The organism is Candidatus Kapaibacterium thiocyanatum (assembly GCA_001899175.1).
Taxonomy (GTDB): Bacteria; Bacteroidota; Ignavibacteria; order Kapaibacteriales; family Kapaibacteriaceae; genus Kapaibacterium; species Kapaibacterium thiocyanatum.
The window spans coordinates 207,297-227,839 of the sequence record MKVH01000002.1 but is presented as its reverse complement, the minus strand read 5'-3'; the positions used below and the strand labels follow the sequence as shown (position 1 = coordinate 227,839).

Genomic DNA, 20,543 nt, shown 5'->3' with positions numbered 1-20,543 from the left:
GATTCCTCGTTTCGTTATTCGTTGTTAGCGGAGTGAGGCAACGGGCTTGGTCGAATCTGCCGTTTCCGGCGTCGCCGGTGCAGGCGCCTGGGGCGCACGGGCGGCCTTGACCTCTACATCCTTCTGATCGAGCCACTTGTCGTAGTCGGCCTTGGACAGGATCTGGTATTCTGCGCGCATGGCGTAATGGCCACCGCCGCAGAGCTCGGCGCAGGCCAGCTCGTACTTCCCTGTCTTGAAGGCATTGAACCAGATGTTCATCCACGTTCCCGGAATGACGTCCTGCTTCACGCGCATGTTCGGCAGGAAGAAGCTGTGCAGCACATCGATGGACGAGCCGCGGATGACGACGTTGGCGTTGACGGGAATGCGGAACTGGTTTTCGGTCACGATATCGTCGAAGCCCTTGGGATCGGTGCTGTCCATACCGAAGGGATTCGTTGCGCTCATCAGCTCGCGGCACTGGCGGGTGTTGTGGGCATTACGGCCGAACTGTCCGTCGGCACCAGGATAGAGGAAGTACCATCCGTAGGTCTTGCCGAGGACGAGCATTTCCACGTCGGCCTGGGGCACGCGCTTGGAATACTTCGTCTGTTCCCAGATATCGTCGGAATACACACCGAGGCTGGCGAAGAGGATCGTCGGCAGGATGGTCCAGGTCACTTCCACGATGTTGTTGCCGTGGTAGTTGTAGCCGCGGCGCTCCGGCCTGAAACGGTACTTGATGAGGAAGATGATCATCAGACCGAACGTAAGGAAGAAGATCCCGACGCAGAGGTAGTAGATCACTGCAAACAGGGCGTCCAGATCCGCACCGAAGGTGCTGATGTTCTCCGGGAACCAGGAGAGCATATCGAAGACGCGCAGGATATCGTTCATGACCAGAAGCTCCGTGTATCGTTGTTTCCGTGTGTTGTGTTTGGCCTTACAGGGGCTGTTGCAGGTCGGCTTCCGTGAACGGCACCACGCGGGAAGCCGTCTTCTCACGAACTTCCTTCACCTCGTCGGCCGTTATCGCTGCTCCCGAATTGCCGAAGGAACTGCGTACGTACGTCAGCACGTCGGCGATGTCCTGGTCGGAGAGCTGATCCTGCCATGCAGCCATCTGTCCATTGATGTTGGCGCCGCCACGTACGATCGGTCCACGGAATCCGTGAAGGACGATACGGATCGGCACGGTCGGATCGCCCTGGGCGAACTCGGATCCTGCGAGCGGCGGAATGTTATTGGCAGGTACCCCCTTGCCGTTGCCCAGATGGCACGAAGCACAGATACGGCCATATACGGCCTTGCCCGGGCCCCCAGCCTGATCGCCTCCGCCTGCATCGGCTTTTTTCGCATCGGGGTCGACCCATGCCGGATCGTCGCCGTAGCTCGTGAAAAAGCCGCTCACGTTACAGGACACCAGAAGTCCTGCCGTGGCAACAATCATCAGAATGCGCATCGTCGCGCCCATTCGTCCACCGGTACCCAATGCCTGCATGGAGGGTTATCCTTGATAGTCGTTGTCGTTCATGACGGCCATGGCACAAAAACGACCAAAAATACGAGGCCGGGAGGTAACCTGAAAGCCCGGATGCGATTCCGTGCCTTCATATGCGCAATACCGGTTCCCGCCGGATGCCCGTTCTCCCCCAGTACCTTACGCCGAACCATCGCCGTAATATGTCTGTTTCAGCCCACTTACACCGAATTAGACCGTCCGTCCATTCGTGGAACCGGGCGGACATTTAGTGTAAAGAAAGTTTTGCACAGGGACGTCTATCGTGTGAACCAGGCGACGGTTTTGCCGATTCCCTCTTCGACGCCGACTGCAGGATGCCATCCCGTAGCCTCCTGGAGCTTCATGGACGAGCAGACGCTCCGGCGCAGATCTCCGGCCTTGGCGTCGGTCCGGTGAATGGGCGTCTCCCCCCGATATGCCTTGCGCATGTTGTCCACGATGGTGTTCAGCGACGTTTCGATGCCCGTACAGCAGTTGTAGATGCCCTGCAGCCGGCGCTCCGTGGCGATCATGTTGGCCCGGACGACATCGGAAATGTAGATGTAGTCCCTGGTCTGTTCCCCGTCACCGTACATATAGGGTGTTCCCCCGTCGATCCACTTCTGGAGGAAGATGGCGATCACGCCCGCTTCTCCGAACGGGTTCTGGCGCGGACCATAGACGTTCGTATACCGCATCGTGGTGATGCTCATACCCTGCACGGTGCGGTAATAGTCCGCATAGAGCTCCATCGAGCGCTTCGCCACGGCATAGGGCGATTCCGGTCGCGTGGGATGGTTCTCGTCGGCAGGATAGTAGTCCTGCACACCGTAGACGGCTCCGCCCGTGGATGCGAGAACGAGGTGCTGGACACCGTTGCGCCGCGCCGCTTCCATCACCCTGATCGAACCGAGGATGTTGGACTCCGCATCGTGGAGCGGGCTGTCCAGACTGACGCGCAGCTCCATGTGCGCCGCATGATGATTGACGATGTCGAACCGCTCGTCATCGAAGAACGCATCGAGATCAGGATGATTGAGGCTCATGCGCACGACACGAGCCGACGACGATGCGACGTTGACTTCCTTACCCGTCACGAAGTTGTCGAGCACGACGACGTCGTGCCCTGCGGCGAGATAGGCATCGGTGAGATGCGAGCCGATAAACCCGGCACCGCCGGTCACACAGACCTTCATTCCTGTTCCTTGCTGCGATTGATGCCCTTCATGGCGATGTCGTGTCTGAAATACCGGTTGGTGTACTGGATCAGGTCGACGGCTTCGTATGCGCGGTCGCGGGCTTCGCTGAGCGTCGCTCCCCTGGCCGTCACACCGAAGACCCGGCCACCGCTGGTGACGATCGAACCGTCCTGTTCGCGTGTACCGGCATGATAGACGATGACGTTCTCGAGTGCAGCGGCCTCGTCCAGACCCGACACGACCATGCCCTTGTCGAAGGCATCGGGATATCCCCCCGAGGCGAGAACGACGGTACAGGCACAGCCGTCGGCGACATTGCGGATATGCGTGGAATCGAGGGCACCGCGCGCAGCTCCGGCGAACAACGCAGCGACGTCGCCGTCGACGATGGTCATGACGGTCTGCGTTTCGGGGTCTCCGAACCGGCAGTTGAATTCCACGACGTTCGACGTACCGTCGGGCTTCACCATGAGTCCCGCATAGAGACATCCTACGAAGGGATGTCCATCCGCCTTCATTCCGTCGATGGCCCTCCTGATGATATGCTCTTCGGCCCACGACAGGACACCGTCCGTCACGAGCGGAGCCGGTGCGTACGACCCCATCCCACCCGTGTTCTTGCCGGTGTCGCCGTCACCGATGCGCTTATGATCCTGTGCCGATGCGAGAACGACGTATCGTTCGCCATCGGTGATGGCGAACAGACTGGCTTCCTCGCCTTCGAGGAAGGATTCGACGACGATGGATGCGCCACTGGTTCCGAACGTACCTCCGAACATCTCCTGCACGGCCGCTTCGGCTTCGCCGGTCGTGGTGGCGACCACGACGCCCTTCCCCGCCGCAAGGCCATCGGCCTTGACGACGACAGGCAGCGGATGAGCCGCCACGTAGGCCAGTGCGGCATCCCGCTCGGCGATGTCGAACCGACGATAGCTCGCCGTGGGAATGCCGTGTCTCGCCATGAAGTCCTTCGCGAAACCCTTCGACGATTCGATGCGGGCCGCGGACGCGGAAGGTCCGAAGACATCGATACCTGCATTCTTCAATGCATCCGCGATGCCCGCTTCGAGCGGTTGCTCGGGACCGACGACGACGAGCGTGATACCGTTGGCCTTGCACCATTCGATGACGGCCCCATGATCGGCGATGGACAGATCGACGTTGGTGGCGATGTGCGACGTACCGGGATTGCCCGGTGCGCACCACAATTCCGCACAGGTAGCGGAATTCCTCAGTGCACGGGCAAGAGCATGCTCACGTCCACCGGAACCAAGAAGAAGGATGTGTTCTTTCACGGAGACAAAGGTACGAGGACAAGATGGAGATGTCTGACCGGTAGAGTATCACGACGATCCATGCGGATCATGGCGATGATGATGCTTCCGGTCCCGTAGTATGGGTCGGCGATGAGGACGACGACACGATAGCCGGCGCCGGACCTCCGACCCACCGTCGTATACGTGCATCGACGGTCGTATGCTCCGCATCCATGAAACGGCAAGGGAACGATCGTACGATCGCTCCCCTCCGTGTATCGATACGATGCGGAAACGATATCAGAACGGAACGTCGTCGAATTCCGCTGCCGAGCTGGACGCCGCGGCGGGAGGAATCTGCGAGAAGTCCTGTCCAGCGACTCCGCCCGGCTGGGCGGCTTCGACCCGCCATGCTTCGAGGTTGGTGAAGTACAGCGTCTGTCCATCCTTGCCCGTGAACGGGCGTCCACGCAGGTTGAAGAGCACCTTGACTTCCTGGCCGACCTTGTAGTTGTCGAGCAGTGCGCAGCGGTCCTGCGTCACCTGGAACTTGATGTGCTGGGGATATTGTCCGTCCTGCATCTCGATGACGAACTCACGCTTGCGGAAGGTGTCCTTCACCTGCTGCGTATCGAATACTGCGTGCAGCGTACCGAGTGCTTCGTATGAATTGGCCATGTACGTGTCCTTTCAAAATCAAGAAATGGTCTGTGTAATGATCGACGGTATGCGCTCCATCACTGCCGGAAGTCCTGCCACATCACGTCCACCGGCCGTAGCCATATGAGGTTTGCCGCCGCCGCCGCCGCCGAGTTCCTTCGCGATCGCTCCGACGATGGCACCTGCCTTGATGCGTGGAACGAGATCGTCGGTCACGACGCAGACGAGCTGGACCTTGTCGTCGTTGACGCTGGCCAGGACACCGACGCCCTGCGTCTTGAGTGCCGAACGCAACTCGTCGCCGAGCGACTTCAGTTGTTCCGGATCCTCTGCAGCGACCGTACCGGTCGCGACGCGGAAGCCGTCCAGCGACTGCGCCCCGGCGATGATCGACGGAATGGCATTGGCGAGTTCAGCCGTGCGGAGCGAAGCGAGCTCCCGTTCCAGTTGCCGGATGCGATCCTGCAGGTCGTCGCGTTCGCGTTCATGGACGCGGGCCAGAGCCTGCTGGTCCTTGAGCCACGACGGTATGGTGCGTCCGGCGATGGCTTCGATACGACGGATGCCGCTGGCCACGCTGCTTTCGCTGACGATCTTGAAGAGTCCGATCTCGCTGGTGTTACGTACGTGCGTGCCACCGCACAACTCGACGGAGAACTTCTCGTCGATGAAGACGACGCGTACCTTGTCACCGTACTTGTCACCGAAGAACATCTTCACGTTCGGGATGGTGCGTGCTTTCTCGATCGAAAGTTCTTCGGTATAGATGCCTATGCTTTCAAAGATCTTTTCGTTCACCATCCGCTCGATGGAATCGAGCTCGTCGGGATGGACCCGTTCGAAATGCGAGAAGTCGAAGCGCAGATGATCGGGAGCGACGAGCGATCCTGCCTGCTGGACATGCGACCCCAGAACGCGGCGAAGCGCCTCGTGCAGGATGTGCGTGGCCGAATGCTCTCGTGCGATGTCCCGGCGACGGCCGGCGTCCAGCTTCGCCAATGCCGTATCTCCTACGGCAGCGTCGACCTGCACTTCGCAGACATGGACGATGGCATCGCCGCTCTTGCGTACATCCTCGACCCGATACTCCGCACCACCGACGACGATGGTTCCGGTGTCGCCGACCTGACCACCCATTTCGACGTAGAACGGTGTCGCGTCGAGGACGATGCGATTGTCCTCGACATAGAGCACCTTCGCCTCTTCCACATCGTGCTCGTAGCCAGTGAAATGTGACACGGCGTCGATGGTCGACGACGTCACTTCCTGGACATGGGATTTTCGTGCCGCACGCGAACGTGCGCGTTGCTCTTCGAGTTGCGTTTCATACCCGGCGACGTCGACGTCCATTCCGCGCTCACGGGCGAGAAGCTGCGTGAGGTCCAGCGGGAAGCCATAGGTGTCGTACAGTTCGAATGCATCCCAACCCGGAATCGTACCGGCATGTTCGTTCGCCAGCGCTTCGAAGCGCACGAGGCCGCGTTCGAGCGTGGCGAGAAAGGATTCCTCTTCCGCCTTCATCACGCGTTCGATCATCGACCGCTGCTTCACGAGCTCGGGAAACACGTCGCCCATCGTGTCGCAGAGGATACCGACGTGCTTGTAGAGCACCGGCTCCGTCATTCCGAGATTCCGTGCATATCGCGCCGCACGGCGCAGGATGCGACGCAGGACGTATCCCCTGCCTTCATTACCCGGAATGGCGCCATCGGCGATGGCGAAGGAAAGCGTACGGACGTGATCGGCGATGACACGCATGGCCACCCCGTCCGCATCGTCGAGTTCGGTACGATAGGGACGTCCGCACAGGGCCGACGTATAGCCGATGAGCGGCTGGAAGACATCGGTATCGTAGTTCGACATCTTGCCCTGCATCACTGCCGTGACGCGCTCGAAGCCCATCCCCGTGTCCACGTGCTTGGAGGCCAGTTCTTCCAGCGAACCGTCGGCACGACGGTTGTACTGGATGAAGACGTTGTTCCAGATTTCGATGACTTCCTGGACACCGGCGTTCACGAGCGGGCCGCCCGTACAGTCGGGCGTGCGGTCGAAATGGATTTCGGAACACGGTCCGCAAGGCCCCGTATCGCCCATCTCCCAGAAGTTGTCCTTCTCGTCGAACCGATGGATCTGCGATTCGGGAAGGAATCGCTTCCAGATTTCATAGGCTTCGTCGTCCGTACGGTAGACCGTGGCATGGAGGCGTTCCTTCGGCAGCTTCCACACTTCCGTGAGCAGCTCCCAGGACCAGGACAGTGCCTCTTCCTTGTAGTAGTCACCGAAGCTCCAGTTGCCGAGCATCTCGAAGAACGTGTGGTGATACGTATCGTACCCCACCTCTTCGAGGTCGTTGTGCTTGCCGGAGACGCGAATGCACTTCTGCGTATCGACGGCACGGCTGTAGTCGCGTTTGCCGGTACCGAGGAAGACATCCTTGAACTGATTCATGCCCGCATTGGTGAACAGCAGCGTAGGATCGCCATGTGGAATCACGGGCGCCGACGGCACGACGCGATGGCCTCGTGCGGCGAAAAAGTCGAGGAAGGACTGGCGGATCTCTTGGGAGGTCATGGACTATCGATGATCGGTTGGAATGAACCTGCAAGTTACGTCTGCCACCTGTTTCCGGCAACGCGGCTATCTTGCGGAATGCTGGACCCGACCCCGACCCTGCCCCACCTCGTTGCCGCCTCCGATCCCCTCGTGGCCACGTTCTCCGCGCCAGCCCACGATCATGGGTGGGCGACCACGGACGCGGCGATGTTCGGTGCCCCCGTCATGCCGAGGAAGATCACCCTCAAACGTACCGGGAACGTCGTGCGATGCGAGTCCCAGACGGACCGGCAGCATTTCACGAAGATGGGCGACGACATCGGCGTCATCGCCGCACGCCTCGCCGAACTGCCCTACCGGCAGGTGCTGATCCAGACCCCCGGGCGGGACCTTCATATCATGCGTTCGGCCAGGAAGCCGGAGCGCTTCACCGTGAAGGAACGTCCGCCATCCCGTCTCGACTGGAGCGATCCGGCAGGGGACCGCACCAAGCAGCATCCGCTCCTGCCGGAACGCGATGCCGCACTGCTGCATGCGCTCGATCTCGCGACCGCCGACGGCGTCATACGGGCACCCATGGCCGACAAGTTCCGGCAGCTCAACCATCTGATCACGATCGCCCTGACGCTGGACGCCCTGACGGTTCGCTCGCGTCCCCTGACCATCATCGACGCCGGCTGCGGCAAGGCCTACCTCAGCCTCGCCCTCTATCATGTCCTGAAGGGCCTGGGCCTGGATGTCCATCTGCTCGGTATCGACAGCAATCCGGCAGTGATCGATCACTGCCGTACCGTCGCCTCCGGTCTCGGCTTCGTGAACGCACGGTTCGACGTCGGCCGCCTCGAGGACCTTGCCGCCGGACCCTGCGACATCCTGATAGCCCTCCATGCCTGCGATACGGCTACCGACGCCGCACTCATGGCCGGGCTGAAGTCCTCCGCGGGTGCGATGCTCGTGGCTCCGTGCTGCCACCACTACGTACAGACCCAACTGCACCGGGATCGAGTCCCCGAGGGAGCACGCCTGCTGCTGGACGACGGGATCACCCGCGAGCGCCTCGGCGATCTGCTGACGGATACCATGCGGCGCGATATCCTCCAGGCCTTCGGCTACCAGGCCCACCTCGAAGAGTTCATCTCCCTCGAACACACCATGAAGAACGTCCTGTTGAAAGCCGAACGCCGCAGCGGTACTTTTGATGTCCGGCAGTACGACAAGGTCCTGGCGACGGCAGAGCTTTGGGGAGCACGACCGAAACTTCTGGAGCTTACCGCCGTTAGGTAATCCGCAATTCAAACATCCTTCGCATCACGGCAACAAATGACCCCACACATCGCCTCATGTCGTCCGGTATTCAGCCGGCTTCCTGTCGCAGCCGCGATCCTGCTCTGTCTGGGCAGTATCGGCATGTTCGCAGCCGAGAACTATCAGGTACACATCAGCCTGCGTAACGTCACGAATGACCGTGTCCACGTCGAAGTACGCACACCGGCCGTGTCCACCAACGAAGCGACCTTCGTCTTCCCGGCCACGACGCCCGGTACGTACGAGCAGCACAACTGGTGGCGCTTCGTCCATAACTTCCAGGCCTTCGACGACAAGGGCGTCCAGATCCAGGTGCGACGCAGTGCGGATTCCCAGTTCGTCATCACGCAGGCACGACGTCTGGCGAAGGTCACGTACGATGTCGACGATTCCTTCGACGACCGTGACACGTCCCATCCCGACATCTTCCCGCCTGCTGGTACGGACATCGAAGCCGACTCCCTGTTCGTGATCAACCATAGCGGCTTCGTGGGTTACATCGACGGTATGCAGAAGCGTCCATATACGGTCAAGGTCGATAAGCCACGATGGCTCTATGGCGGTACGGCACTGACGATCAAGGCCCTCAACGACTCCACGGATGAATACGGTGTGACGAGCTACGACGAACTCGTCGATTCTCCTGTCCTGTATTCCAGGCCCGACACAGCGACGTTCACCGTCGCAGGTGTCAAGGTTCTCGTCGCCCTCGCCCATCGCGGCTCGGAACGGTATGCACAGCGTTATGCAGCAGCTCTGGCCAGGGTGACGCAGAGCATCGGAAAGTTCCTTCCGACGATGCCCGTCGACAGATATGCCTTCCTCTTCTATCTCTGGAACGGCGACACGAATGCCGTCAGCAAGAAGACCGCCTACTTCGGTGCCCTCGAGCATTCGTACAGCTCGTTCTACTTCTGGCAGAAGACGCCGATGACGCAGGGAGTGGACGAGACGGCCGCCCATGAATTCCTGCACATCCTGGTTCCCCTCACGCTCCACAGCGAGGAGATCGAGAAGTTCGACTTCCGCAATCCCAAGATGTCCAAGCATCTCTGGCTCTATGAAGGTGTGACGGAATACTTCGCGCATCTGGCACAACTGCACGATTCCACGATCACGGAACAGGCCTTCATGAACCTCATGAAGGTGAAGGCCCGATCGCTCAACGTCCTTCCAAAGGAGTTCTCGCTGACGTCGTTCTCGAAGAACGTCCTCACGCCGGAGAACCAGCACTGGTATCCGCTCATCTACGAATACGGGGCGCTCAACGGCTTCCTCCTGGACATCCTTCTGCGCTCCGAAAGCAAGGGCAAGCAAGGCATACGCGACCTGATCTATACACTGTCCGCGAAGTACGGCCGCACACGCGCCTTCGAGGACGATTCACTGTTCGCCGAGATAGGCCGGGTGACGTCGCCTGCCGTCGTCGATTACTGCCGCAGATACATCGAAGGCACCGAACGCATTCCGGTCCAGGACATGCTGGCCCGCATCGGCTGGAAGTTCGACTCCGTTCGGACGGTACAGGCACTGACGTTCGATATCCATGGCGACTTCGTACAGGAAGAATCGGCATCGAAGTTCGTCCTCCATCCGGGTGAAAAGAATCCGCTCGGCATCAAGGACGGCGATGCCCTCGTCAAGGTCGATGGCAAACCCTTCATGGAAGTCGATCGGCCTACGTGGGAACGACTGGTCCGACCCAGCACCAACGACTATATGACCGTCACGGTCAGTCGTGGTGGTGAGGAAGTCACGCTTACCGGCGTTCCGGTCATGGGTGAACGCAAGGACCGTAATGTCTTCGAAGTCGACCCCAATGCCACGGATGCGCAGAAGGCGCTGAGAAGCAGCGTCTTCTATCAATAGGGACGGTGACGGCACCGATCATCGCTGATGATGGTATCGACCGATGGATGAAGGACTCGACGGCCGATGCGACACACGTTGCATCGGCCGTCATCGTTATCGGCCGACATCCTTGCTGCTATCCTGCGTTCTGAACGGAGCACCCGCTCCCGATTCGACATACGACTTCAGACTTGCGATGAACTGCCGCCAACCGTCGGCGCATATCTCATGGCATGAGACGATCGGACGAAGACCGATATGCACGAGGCGTACACGAGCATGGTCCTCCTGCCGGAGGATGTCCCATACGATGGTGGTTCCGATCCATTCGGTCGGATCGTCCACTCCGGGAATATCCAGCTTCGCGTCGACTACGAACCACACCACCCTGGCGTTCGACGATAGTTCCGTCACGTTCATCGTCTTGAAAACCCTGTCACCGAAACGAACGGTGAATATCGAACCTTGTCGGTCAGCCGATCCTTCGAACTGCTCCGTCCACCATAGTGGTATCCGGTTCGTCAACGCATCGTAGATGCTCTCGATCGTTGCATTCAGATCGATCTCGCAGCCGTAGTCATCGGATGATGGAACAGGTGCACGTCGTTCTTCGAGATGGCGAAGCAACTGTCCGAACAGGCCGTTCCAGCCGGCATTGAAGTTCTCCACGACGAAATGAGGACTGTCTGCAGGGAATGTATCCAGACCACGATGGGTCACTGTCAGACGGGTTCGTTCCGTGCCTTCGCTCACCAGCTCGAACGTTACGAGAGACTCGCCGGGATACCCTTCATACCGCCAGGTATAGGATAGCCTCCGCCCCCGCTCTACTTCGACGACGGTGCATATGTGCAGGAATCGTATCCCCTCGTTCTCTCCATAGAACCGGAATTCGAAGCCTGGCTCAGGTTCGAAATCCGAAACCTCGAAATACCATTCCTTCAACTGGTCCTTGTCCGTAAGAGCTTTCCACACCTCTTCGACGGAGGTATGGAAGGTACGTTCGACGACCACTTCTTTCCTGTTCATGTTCCTGATGTCCTGGTCTTGTTCAAGAACTTGTCCAATGCACCCAGTTTCGTTTCCCAGAATTGCCTGTACTGCCGTACCCACTCGTTCACTTCACGCAACGTTTCCAGTTTCGCTTCACAGATACGTTCGCGGCCCTGCTGTCTCATCGTTACCAGACCGCATTCGGTCAGGATCTTCAGATGCAGTGATATGGCCTGACGACTCACGTCGAACCGCTCCGCGATGGCACTGACGTTCACGGGTTCTCTCGCAACCATACCGATGATCGCTCGCCTCGTGGGATCCGCTATTGCCTGAAAGGCATCTCTTCGTGCTTCAATCATGCCGCGAATATATATGCAAGCATTTACTTGCGCAAATTTCCGAGAAGAAAGGATCGCACCGATACGACCAGGACCATTCCATTCCTGATCGAGTGGCATGGCGATACGACCCAGCTATGATCTGCATGCGTGAATGCCGCGATCCTGTCACCGAACCACTTTGGTGGCCCACGCGGGGCTCGCTAAATTGATGGCCTTCCGAAACCAAGCTCACCGACATCGCCCAATGAAGAAATACTCCGTGATCGTACCGGTATTCAACCGTCCGAATGAAGTGGATGAGCTGTTGGAAAGCCTGGCTCGACAAACCTATACGAACTTCGAAATCGTCCTGGTCGAGGATGGTTCGACGGAGACGAGCGAACATATCGTCCGGCGTTATGCGGATCGTCTCGATATCCGGTACTTCTTCAAGAAGAACACGGGGCCCGGCGACAGCAGGAACTTCGGCATGGAGCGTGCGCAGGGAGACTACATGGTCTTCTTCGACTCGGATTGCCTGATCCCCGACGACTACTTCGCGGAGGTCGAGCGTTTTCTCTCCATCCATCCGCTGGATACGTACGGCGGGCCCGACAACGCCCATTCGTCGTTCACGATCGTCCAGAAGGCCATCAACTACGCCATGACGTCCTTCATCACGACCGGCGGTGTACGGGGCAAGCAGAACAATCTCGATACGTATCAGCCGCGAAGCTTCAACATGGGCTTCACGCGCAAGGTCTACGAGACCGTCGGTGGATTCGGCGACATCCATCCGGGAGAGGACCCGGACCTCAGCTATCGCATCATGGACGCAGGCTTCCGCGTCGGTCTGATTCCCGATGCCTACGTCTATCACAAACGCCGTATCGACTTTTCGAAGTTCCTCAAGCAGGTGTATAAATTCGGAGTAGTACGAATCATCCTCATGAAATGGCATCCGGAACGATCGAAGATCGTCTACACACTGCCATCGCTCTTCCTTCTCGGAACGATCGCCCTGCTCGTACTCTCCATCGCATGGACTCCCCTCTTCCTGCTCCCGCTCGCCTTCCTCGTCGCCATGATCTTCATCGAGGCGATGGTGAAGACCCGCAGCCTCGTGATCTCGGGATGGGCCATCGTCGCCACGTTCTTCCAGTTGTTCGGATATGGTTACGGATTCCTGAAGAGCTTCGTGAACGTCAAGCTGCTGGGACGCGACGAACGCAAGGCGTTTCCGGGCTTCTTCTTCCGTCAGAAGATATCGGACGGCCGCGCCGCCTGACTCCCGGTCACTCCGGCATCTCCTCTTCGGTATATGCCAGGATGTCTCCGGGCTGACAGTCCAGGGCCTCGCAGATGGCCTCCAGTGTGGAGAAGCGTACCGCCTTCGCCTTCCCTGTCTTGAGAATGGACAGATTGGCGAGCGTCAGGCCGACCTTCTCCGACAGTTCATTGAGCGACATCTTCCGCTTCGCCATCATCGCATCGAGGTGCACGGTTATCGGCATGGGTCATATCGTGAGATCGTGTTCGGATTGGAGCTCCACGCCACGCCGGAAGATCTTCGCGATGACGTAGACCAGGCCGGCCGTCACCAGGAAGCCTTCGATCGACATTTCCCACGAGTGAATTCCCAGGTTCTCCGTCAACCATCGGTCGTGGGCATTGTTCACTATGGCTACACCACCGGCTATCAGCAACGTGATGCTGATCCGCTCCAGCAACCGCGCGATGGAGAGTGTGAAAGGGTGGGCCAGCTTCACGTCGTCCAGCACAGAAACGGTGAGATATGCGGCCCACGTCTTCAAGACCGTGTATGTGATCCGCATGATGGCTGTAGCCGAATAGTGCCGGAAGTCGAATGCCATCAGGTCATACAACTCCATTCCACGATACATCTTCGATACGATATCCGGACTGTAGCAGCTAATCACATAGGTCACGAGAAACAACCCGGTTTCGACCATCAGACTGATGAAGACGATCCATGCAATTACGCGCATCGTCGCCAGGATGCGTGTCGTACGTGTCGCATTGTTCGGTGATACTGTATCGGTCGTCATGCTGGTACCTCGTGCAGAATGCAGTGGTGAAACGTCATGTACCAAACATAACGATTTATCGTTTATCGATAAATCGTTTTTTCACCATGGAAGTGGATTCCACCACCGTCACGCGCGAACGCCACTACTCAATGTACTGCCACGATGGACTTCGACGCTCTGCCCCACCACCCCGATGCCGTGATGACGTAGAGTCCGGGCGGCAGATCGGTGACCGGCACCGAGAATTCATCCCGACTAGCCGTGAACGACCGCATCGTACGCCCTTGAAGATCGACGATCGCGATCGCCGTGCCTGTCATATCGGTTACGCCGAACGTAGCATGCAGGACACCATCGACAAGACGAACGTCCATCGATACGTTCTGCGGTGCGATGTCCTCGACGGATGTCGGAGTCGATTGACGGAACACGCCATGATCCGTGAAGAAGTAGAGGCGGTCCGATGCGTCGGCATCGATGGCGAGAACCGACGCAAGTGTCGCCGGCGCATTTCTCTCGGCACTCCATGTGGTCCCTGCATCGGTGCTCCGAAGAATCTCCGTATCGGATACCTGGACCACGATATCACCCGACGTCAGTCGTATGACCGACCCGCGGATGCCCGCGAACGGCCTGGAATCCGCGGCCTCGAACAACCTGTCCCACGTCCTGCCACCATCCGTGCTGTGCATGAGGGCATTGTCACGCATGAGAGCGTCCTGCAGCACCGGGCGTACACCGATCGTAGCGATCCTTATCGTAACATGTGATACGACGGCGATCAGATCTCCATTGGCGAGTTCCGCGATGTTCTGGATGTAGCTGCGTTCCCCCAGCCCGGTAGAACGTAACCACGACGATCCATCGTCCGTCGAATAGTATATCCCGCCGGGCACGGAGTCGGCCTCCATTCCTTCCATCAGACGCCGACCGAATCCTCGGAGACCGAGTACCATCGTTCCACGTTGCGTCCTGAGAATACCGCTGATGCAGGGTAGTGGTCCACCATTGTTGTCCGGCAATCCCGTACGGCTCGCGAGCCACGTCCTGCCCTTGTCGCTCGTCCATCGTACATCATAGGTACCCATGAACGTGCGACCGCCCCCGGGTTCCCGATAGGCGTATGTCGTAAGAGAATCGCGAAGCACGGTTTGGGTCATGTCATCCAATGAAACGCGTATGCCCTGTATACCGGCCAGCATGGCGGAATCTCCATCGACCTTCATGAACGAGAACCCGGTAGGGATTCTCGCACACAGCGATTCCATTTCCAGACCATGGTTGCTGCCCCTGAACATCACGTAGCCGTTATCGAACGGAATGGTCGTTGCTTCCGCAGACGGTCGCCTGTGCAACCAGCGACCATGCTCGGTATGAGCGAGCAGGCTACCATCATCCAGTACGTGACCATCGAGCATCGCCGTCTTCGGGCGCACGGCGGGTTCGTCCTCGACGGACCACATCGTGCTCCGTGGTCCGCTACCTGCCGGAATCCGTGTCAATGCCCCTTGATGACCATTGACGATGATGGTCGAATCGTTGAGCATCAGTACGCTGGCCTCCAAAGGGTTCTCGTACGGATAGGGATAGGACATGGAGACGGTCCGTATCGTTTTCCCATGCACGATATCGGCCACGACGATATCGATCATCCGTTGCGGCCCCTCTGCATGGTAGGTCATGGTCAGGATATCGGTACCGCCCAGCGACTGATGACCGAGACTGACGTTCCGGCGTCCACCCGGGATACGCGTGAACGTATCATGGTTGATGACGACGATACTGTCCTGGTCCCATCGTCCGACGATGCCGTTCGAATCGACGAGAACGATATGGTCGCCGAAGGTGGCGATACCGGATGCTATCCATGGCCGGTGTCGTTCCTCTCCCTGCACGTAGACACTGTCGATATATCGCTTCTGTCCGCTCATGCCGGTACCGACCATCAGTCTGCCGGCTACCGACCAGAGCAGACGACCATCGTCCAGTCGCGTCCCCTGCCATGGTTGCTGGGCAGGAAGATCGAGCGGCCCCCATGTACCACGTTCGATATCGTATCGGTACCATGCCTGACCATCGAAAACAGCCAGATCACGCTTCGAAAGGATACGACTGACGCGTATGCCGAGCCCCGAGGGGGCTGGCAATGTCCTCCATTCGGTGCCTCCCTTCATCCCGAGTACTCCATCGAGTACGAACCAGATGATGTCGTGTCGATGGTCGAGCTGAAGGACGGGATTTCCGGGCTTTCGGGGAAGCTCCGTTCCCTGGAACGTCTCTCCGCCATCCACGCTGCGATAGACACTCCATCCGTCATCACCGCATCCGACGAAGACGTAGTCACGATCGTTCTCTATCAACAGCGTCGAGAAGATGGAGGTCGCGGTCGAAGGGATACCGTTCATCATCGACCGAAACGTCGCTCCACCGTCGACCGAGCGTGTATTCCCGAGATCGATGGCACTCGCCAGCAGAGCATCCCGACGTGAATCGTAGACGATCCGGCCACCGCGTCCGTTACCACGCGTGAACGCAGGGCTGCAATCCGTATCGATCACCGTTTCGATCTGGGCACGGCAAACCCCGATCGCAGCGATCAGCGTCGCCACGAGCAACGTAATTCTCGTAATCATCTGGTTTCGTCATTACTAGGCACAGGATGCAGCAGGCTTATCAACAACGAAGGGACGTAAAAGTTTCATCCCTCATGACAAGCAGACCATGCGAATCCGCACTCCGGAATCGTCAGCGACAGAAAAGGGACATCGATAGTATCAGTAAAGAATATACAGGCGCATCCTATCGATGGCACCAGTCGTCGAGCAGCACCGGAAATATCTTCTCGTCGAGTCGAAGGGCTTCGTACATACCGGCATTCATGCGTTGACGAAATGCTTCGTAGAGGCTGACGGCACAGGCGACGGAGATGTTCAGGGACTGGACGATACCCATCTGCGGAATGAGGAAGTTGCCATCGGCCCTGGCGAGTGCTTCCTGGCTCACGCCGCTATGCTCGTTACCGAAGACGAAGGCGATGGGTTGCGTCAGGTCGAGATCGTAGAGCGACACGCTACCGCTCGCCATGTGCGTCGTATAGATCTTCATGCCACGTGCGCGGAGTTCCGAATAGCAGTCGTCGATACTGTCGTGCTTGTGGAGATCGATCCACTTCCTCGCACTGCCCGAACTCTTGTCGCCGAGTTTCGGGAACTGCTCTCCACTATGGTAGACGCCATGCGCTTCGAACACACCGACGGCGTCGCAGGAACGGAGAACGGCACTGACGTTATGCGGGTCGTGGACGTTCTCGAAGACAACGGTGAGATCGGGCTGACGACGGCGCAGCACTTCCTCGAGGCGGGCCGCACGTTCGGGTGTGATGGTATCGGTAGGAGGCATGACGCTTCGGAACGGAAGATGGATATGCAAAAACGGCAATGGGTGGACGAGCCACCCATTGCACATGATCGTCGCTTACGATCGGAATGTCACTTGTCTGCTTCGCCCATCACGGGATCGATGGAACCGATGATGGCCACGACGTCGGACACCATCGCGCCTTCGGCCATGAACTTCAGGGCCTGCAGGTTCGACGACGAGGGAGAACGGATCTTCAGCTTCCAGGGTTGCCCCGTTCCGTCCGAGACGATGAAGAAGCCAAGCTCGCCCTTCGGCGATTCGATTGCCGTATAGGTCTCGCCCTTCGGCGGCATCGTTCCGAAGTTGATGAGCATGAAGTCGTTGATCAGCTCTTCCATCTTCGTGTAGATGGCGGCCTTGCGCGAGAGCACGTACTTCGGATCGTCCGCGAGGACGGGCGTACGCGGCGTCGCGACCAGCTTGTCCATGATCTGGTGAAGGATCTTGATCGATTCCTTCACTTCGGCGGCACGGCATTGGTAACGCGAATAGCAGTCACCGTCGTTGCCGGTGATCACGTCGAAGTCCATCTGATCGTAGTACATGTAGGGTTTGTCGCGACGAAGGTCGCGATTCACGCCTGAGCCCCGGAGTGTCGGTCCGGTCAGACCGAGAGCGATGGCCTTCTCGGCCGTGATGTGGCCTACGCCGGCCATACGATCGATGAAGATCCGGTTGCGGTTCACGAGCTTCTCGAAGCTCACCATGTATTCCGGGAAGGCATTCAGCCACTTCTGGATATCGCGGAGCACGTCGTCCGGGACGTCGTTGGCGACGCCGCCGATACGTGCGAAACTCGTCGTGAAGCGGGCACCGCAGATGCGTTCGAACAGGTCGTAGAGTTTCTCGCGTTCCGTGAACGTCCAGAGGAAGAGCGTCATGGCCCCGACGTCCATCGCCGTGGCGCCCATGGCGATGAGGTGGGACGAGACGCGGGCGAGTTCCGTCACGAGCATCCGTACCCAGATGCCACGTTCGGGCACTTCGATACCGGCTGCGTGTTCGATCGCCATGGCGATACCGACGTTGTTCGACATCGGCGACAGATAGTCCAGACGATCCGTATGCGGAATGAATTCGTGATAGGTCATGTTCTCGGCGATCTTCTCGAATCCGCGGTGCAGATAGCCGAGTTCCGGAACGCACTTGAGAACCGTTTCACCGTCGAGGCGGAGCAGTACGCGCAACACACCGTGCGTGGCAGGGTGCTGCGGCCCCATGTTCAACACCATGTCGTTCTCGAGGGGATCCTCGAACATTGCCACGGTGTCCTTGTCCATCACCTCGCGGAGGATCTTGCTCTGACGAAGTTTTTCCACCCGTTCGATGGTGGCCGATTGCGATACTGGGAGCGACATTGGATTTCCTTAGTGTAAGGCGCCCAAATATAACACTGTTGCACACAAGAGACCGGCATGGGAGCGACAATCCTCGCACGATTCTATCTGTCGTGTTCGATCATCCAGCGGCGGATCATGACGGTAGCCTCGGCAGAGGGCCAGTGCCCCCCGTCGAACGGCATGTAGACGTGCTGGACGCGGGCGGCTTCCATAGCGCTGTGGATCAACTCCCCCGTCTGCAGCGGCACCACGTCGTCCTTCGTACCGTGAAGGACGAGGGCGTCGACTCCGTATGTACGCAGCCGGTCGTACTTCTCCGTTACGTGTCCTGCCGTATACATACTGGCACAGATGGAGACGATGGAGGCATAGGCTTCGGGATGGCGCGTGGCCAGGACGTGTGCGTAGAATCCACCCTGCGAGAATCCGACGATGATGGGCTTGAGGTTACGCGCAACCGGCAGGCGTTGCATCGCATCCATGGCGACATCGTGATACCATTCGGCGGAAAGATCGATGATCTCGCCGAAGAGCGAGTCCGGCATTCCGAGCGATTCCCCCGCTGCCGAATACCGTTCGCGTTGCGAGGTGACCGTTTCCCGGACCTTCATGTACGGCGCTTCGGGACATATGAAGATGGCCTTGTCGAGTCCGAGCGTCTTCGCCCAGCTCAGCATGAATTCCGGGGTATGACCGTTGCCGTGGAGAAGCAGGACGAGACGGTATTGCTCACCCTTCTTCATCACGGCGGGATACAGGACCCTGGAACGTCCCCATCGTACCTGTTTATGGAATAACGGCGGAAAGTCGCGGTCGGCCTGCTCACGGGTCTTCAGACCATCCGCGAGGGCCAGGTTCATGGCGAGTCGTGCATCGGCCGTACGGCCTACACTGTCATAGCACGTGCTCAGGAGCATCGCGGCTTCCGCGTCACCCGGCACGGCACTGAGCCATTTCTCCAGACAGGGAATGGCGCCGGCATAGTCGTTGCGCTTCGTGATCAGTTCATCGGCACGCTCGCGAAGCGTGCGGCGATCCGCCTGCTGGATGAGGCTGCGGATATCGAAGGGGAATGATGGCAATTGGGCATAGACGGCGCTCGGGAACGCGCCGAACATGATGATGAGAACAACCAGTCGTTTCATTGCTCGGCTTCCAGTGCTGCCCTGGTTTCCATCAGCGCCTTCCGCACGGCGGCATTGACGCGGGGATACTGCAGGTTCAATCGCTTGAACTCATGATGGATGATCGTCGTCATGGCCAGACGGGCGAACCACTTGTCGTCTGCCGGTATGACGTACCACGGTGCCCTGTCAGTGGATGTCGCCTCGATGGCTTTCTCGTAGGCCTTCTGGTAATCGTCCCAGTATCCACGTTCCTGGACGTCGGCGACGGAGAATTTCCAGTTCTTGTTCGGATCGTCGATACGTGCAATCAGACGTCGTTTCTGTTCCTCCTTCGAAAGATGGAGGAAGAACTTGATCACGATGGTACCGTTCTCGCACAGCATGTTCTCGAACTGCCTGATGACATGATAGCGGCGTTTCCAGAACGAAGGCTTGATATCGCTCACGGACGAGATATCGGGCAGATGTTCGGCCAGGACCAACTCGGGATGGACACGGGAAATGAGGACGTTCTCGTAATGCGACCGGTTGAAGATCCCGATCTCGCCGCGGGCCGGCAGTTGCTGGTAATGACGCCAGATGAAGTCGTGGTCCAGCTCCATCGTACTCGGGTGCTTGAAGGAGGCAACCTTCACACCTTGCGGATTCAGGCCCGACATGATGTGCTTGATGGCACCGTCCTTTCCTGCCGTGTCCATGGCCTGGAACACGATCAGGATGGAATGCCTGTCGTCGGCATAGAGAATGTCCTGCAGCCTGGCCAGACGTTCGAGGTCCTTGGCCATCACGGTAACGGCCGTGGACTTGTCGAACAGGGATCCCGTATAGGATGTGGCATGCTTGCCGAGATCGAGGCGTTTCCCCTCCCTGATGCGCATGCGATCGATGTGGCGTTGCAGTTCCGTGGCGATACGACCTGGCATATCAGATCCCCTTCGGTTAGGCTACAAACAGCAAACGCGAACCGTAGTTCGCGTTTCAC

Annotated in this window: 19 protein-coding genes; 3 read left to right on the top strand and 16 right to left on the bottom strand. The window is 58.7% G+C overall.

Annotated features, from left to right (window positions below):
• Window positions 1-24: 24 nt before the first annotated feature.
• The 7 genes from BGO89_01290 to BGO89_01260 all read right to left on the bottom strand — a co-directional run bounded on the left by BGO89_01290 (window position 25) and on the right by BGO89_01260 (window position 7,169).
• Window positions 25-879, bottom strand: coding sequence for a hypothetical protein (locus tag BGO89_01290; protein OJX61244.1), 855 nt, complete (start codon window positions 877-879; stop codon window positions 25-27).
• 46 nt (window positions 880-925) lie between these two features.
• Entirely contained in the window at window positions 926-1,483 is a 558-nt protein-coding gene (locus tag BGO89_01285; protein ID OJX61243.1) for a hypothetical protein, read from the bottom strand.
• A 278-nt stretch (window positions 1,484-1,761) separates the two neighbouring features.
• Window positions 1,762-2,679: a hypothetical protein gene (locus BGO89_01280; GenBank protein ID OJX61242.1), complete on the bottom strand. Its 918-nt coding sequence runs from the start codon at window positions 2,677-2,679 to the stop codon at window positions 1,762-1,764.
• Window positions 2,676-3,965, bottom strand: a complete 1,290-nt coding sequence (locus tag BGO89_01275; protein OJX61370.1) for a phosphoribosylamine--glycine ligase — start codon at window positions 3,963-3,965, stop codon at window positions 2,676-2,678. The genes BGO89_01280 and BGO89_01275 overlap by 4 nt, the downstream gene beginning before the upstream one ends.
• 8 nt (window positions 3,966-3,973) lie before the next feature.
• Window positions 3,974-4,183, bottom strand: a complete 210-nt coding sequence (locus BGO89_01270) for a hypothetical protein (protein OJX61241.1) — start codon at window positions 4,181-4,183, stop codon at window positions 3,974-3,976.
• 55 nt (window positions 4,184-4,238) lie between these two features.
• The gene (locus tag BGO89_01265) at window positions 4,239-4,616 is read right to left on the bottom strand and encodes a hypothetical protein (GenBank protein OJX61240.1); all 378 of its coding nucleotides are present in this window, start codon (window positions 4,614-4,616) and stop codon (window positions 4,239-4,241) included.
• 18 nt (window positions 4,617-4,634) lie between these two features.
• Window positions 4,635-7,169, bottom strand: coding sequence for an alanine--tRNA ligase (locus BGO89_01260; protein OJX61239.1), 2,535 nt, complete (start codon window positions 7,167-7,169; stop codon window positions 4,635-4,637).
• 189 nt (window positions 7,170-7,358) lie between these two features.
• On the opposite strand from BGO89_01260, the gene BGO89_01255 reads away from it, so the two are divergent.
• The gene (locus BGO89_01255; protein ID OJX61238.1) at window positions 7,359-8,435 is read left to right on the top strand and encodes a hypothetical protein; all 1,077 of its coding nucleotides are present in this window, start codon (window positions 7,359-7,361) and stop codon (window positions 8,433-8,435) included.
• Window positions 8,436-8,471: 36 nt separating this feature from the next.
• A complete protein-coding gene (locus BGO89_01250) occupies window positions 8,472-10,325 on the top strand; it encodes a hypothetical protein (protein ID OJX61237.1) in 1,854 nt (617 codons plus the stop codon).
• A gap of 96 nt (window positions 10,326-10,421) precedes the next feature.
• Here BGO89_01250 and BGO89_01245 read toward each other — a convergent pair whose 3' ends face one another.
• Both BGO89_01245 and BGO89_01240 read right to left on the bottom strand, forming a co-directional pair.
• Window positions 10,422-11,336 carry a hypothetical protein gene (locus BGO89_01245; GenBank protein ID OJX61236.1) on the bottom strand — a complete coding sequence of 305 codons (915 nt, stop codon included), beginning with the start codon at window positions 11,334-11,336 and terminating at the stop codon, window positions 10,422-10,424.
• Window positions 11,333-11,662 (bottom strand): transcriptional regulator, encoded by a 330-nt coding sequence (locus BGO89_01240; GenBank protein ID OJX61369.1) that lies wholly within the window; start codon window positions 11,660-11,662, stop codon window positions 11,333-11,335. The genes BGO89_01245 and BGO89_01240 overlap by 4 nt, the downstream gene beginning before the upstream one ends.
• A 226-nt stretch (window positions 11,663-11,888) precedes the next feature.
• On the opposite strand from BGO89_01240, the gene BGO89_01235 reads away from it, so the two are divergent.
• Window positions 11,889-12,911, top strand: coding sequence for a glycosyl transferase family 2 (locus tag BGO89_01235; protein ID OJX61235.1), 1,023 nt, complete (start codon window positions 11,889-11,891; stop codon window positions 12,909-12,911).
• 7 nt (window positions 12,912-12,918) lie between these two features.
• On the opposite strand, the gene BGO89_01230 is transcribed toward BGO89_01235, so the two are convergent.
• The 7 genes from BGO89_01230 to BGO89_01200 all read right to left on the bottom strand — a co-directional run bounded on the left by BGO89_01230 (window position 12,919) and on the right by BGO89_01200 (window position 20,460).
• Window positions 12,919-13,137, bottom strand: coding sequence for a transcriptional regulator (locus BGO89_01230; protein OJX61234.1), 219 nt, complete (start codon window positions 13,135-13,137; stop codon window positions 12,919-12,921).
• Window positions 13,138-13,140: 3 nt separating this feature from the next.
• A complete protein-coding gene (locus BGO89_01225; protein OJX61233.1) occupies window positions 13,141-13,692 on the bottom strand; it encodes a hypothetical protein in 552 nt (183 codons plus the stop codon).
• 128 nt (window positions 13,693-13,820) lie between these two features.
• Window positions 13,821-16,307, bottom strand: a complete 2,487-nt coding sequence (locus BGO89_01220; protein ID OJX61232.1) for a hypothetical protein — start codon at window positions 16,305-16,307, stop codon at window positions 13,821-13,823.
• A 166-nt stretch (window positions 16,308-16,473) separates the two neighbouring features.
• Window positions 16,474-17,055 carry an RNA methyltransferase gene (locus BGO89_01215; protein ID OJX61368.1) on the bottom strand — a complete coding sequence of 194 codons (582 nt, stop codon included), beginning with the start codon at window positions 17,053-17,055 and terminating at the stop codon, window positions 16,474-16,476.
• A gap of 107 nt (window positions 17,056-17,162) precedes the next feature.
• On the bottom strand, window positions 17,163-18,452 hold the full coding sequence (locus BGO89_01210; GenBank protein OJX61231.1) for an NADH dehydrogenase (quinone) subunit D: 1,290 nt from the start codon (window positions 18,450-18,452) through the stop codon (window positions 17,163-17,165).
• 83 nt (window positions 18,453-18,535) lie between these two features.
• Window positions 18,536-19,552 carry a hypothetical protein gene (locus BGO89_01205; GenBank protein OJX61230.1) on the bottom strand — a complete coding sequence of 339 codons (1,017 nt, stop codon included), beginning with the start codon at window positions 19,550-19,552 and terminating at the stop codon, window positions 18,536-18,538.
• 23 nt (window positions 19,553-19,575) lie between these two features.
• Complete coding sequence (locus BGO89_01200; GenBank protein ID OJX61367.1) at window positions 19,576-20,460, bottom strand: polyphosphate--nucleotide phosphotransferase; 885 nt, start codon at window positions 20,458-20,460, stop codon at window positions 19,576-19,578.
• Window positions 20,461-20,543 lie beyond the last annotated feature (83 nt).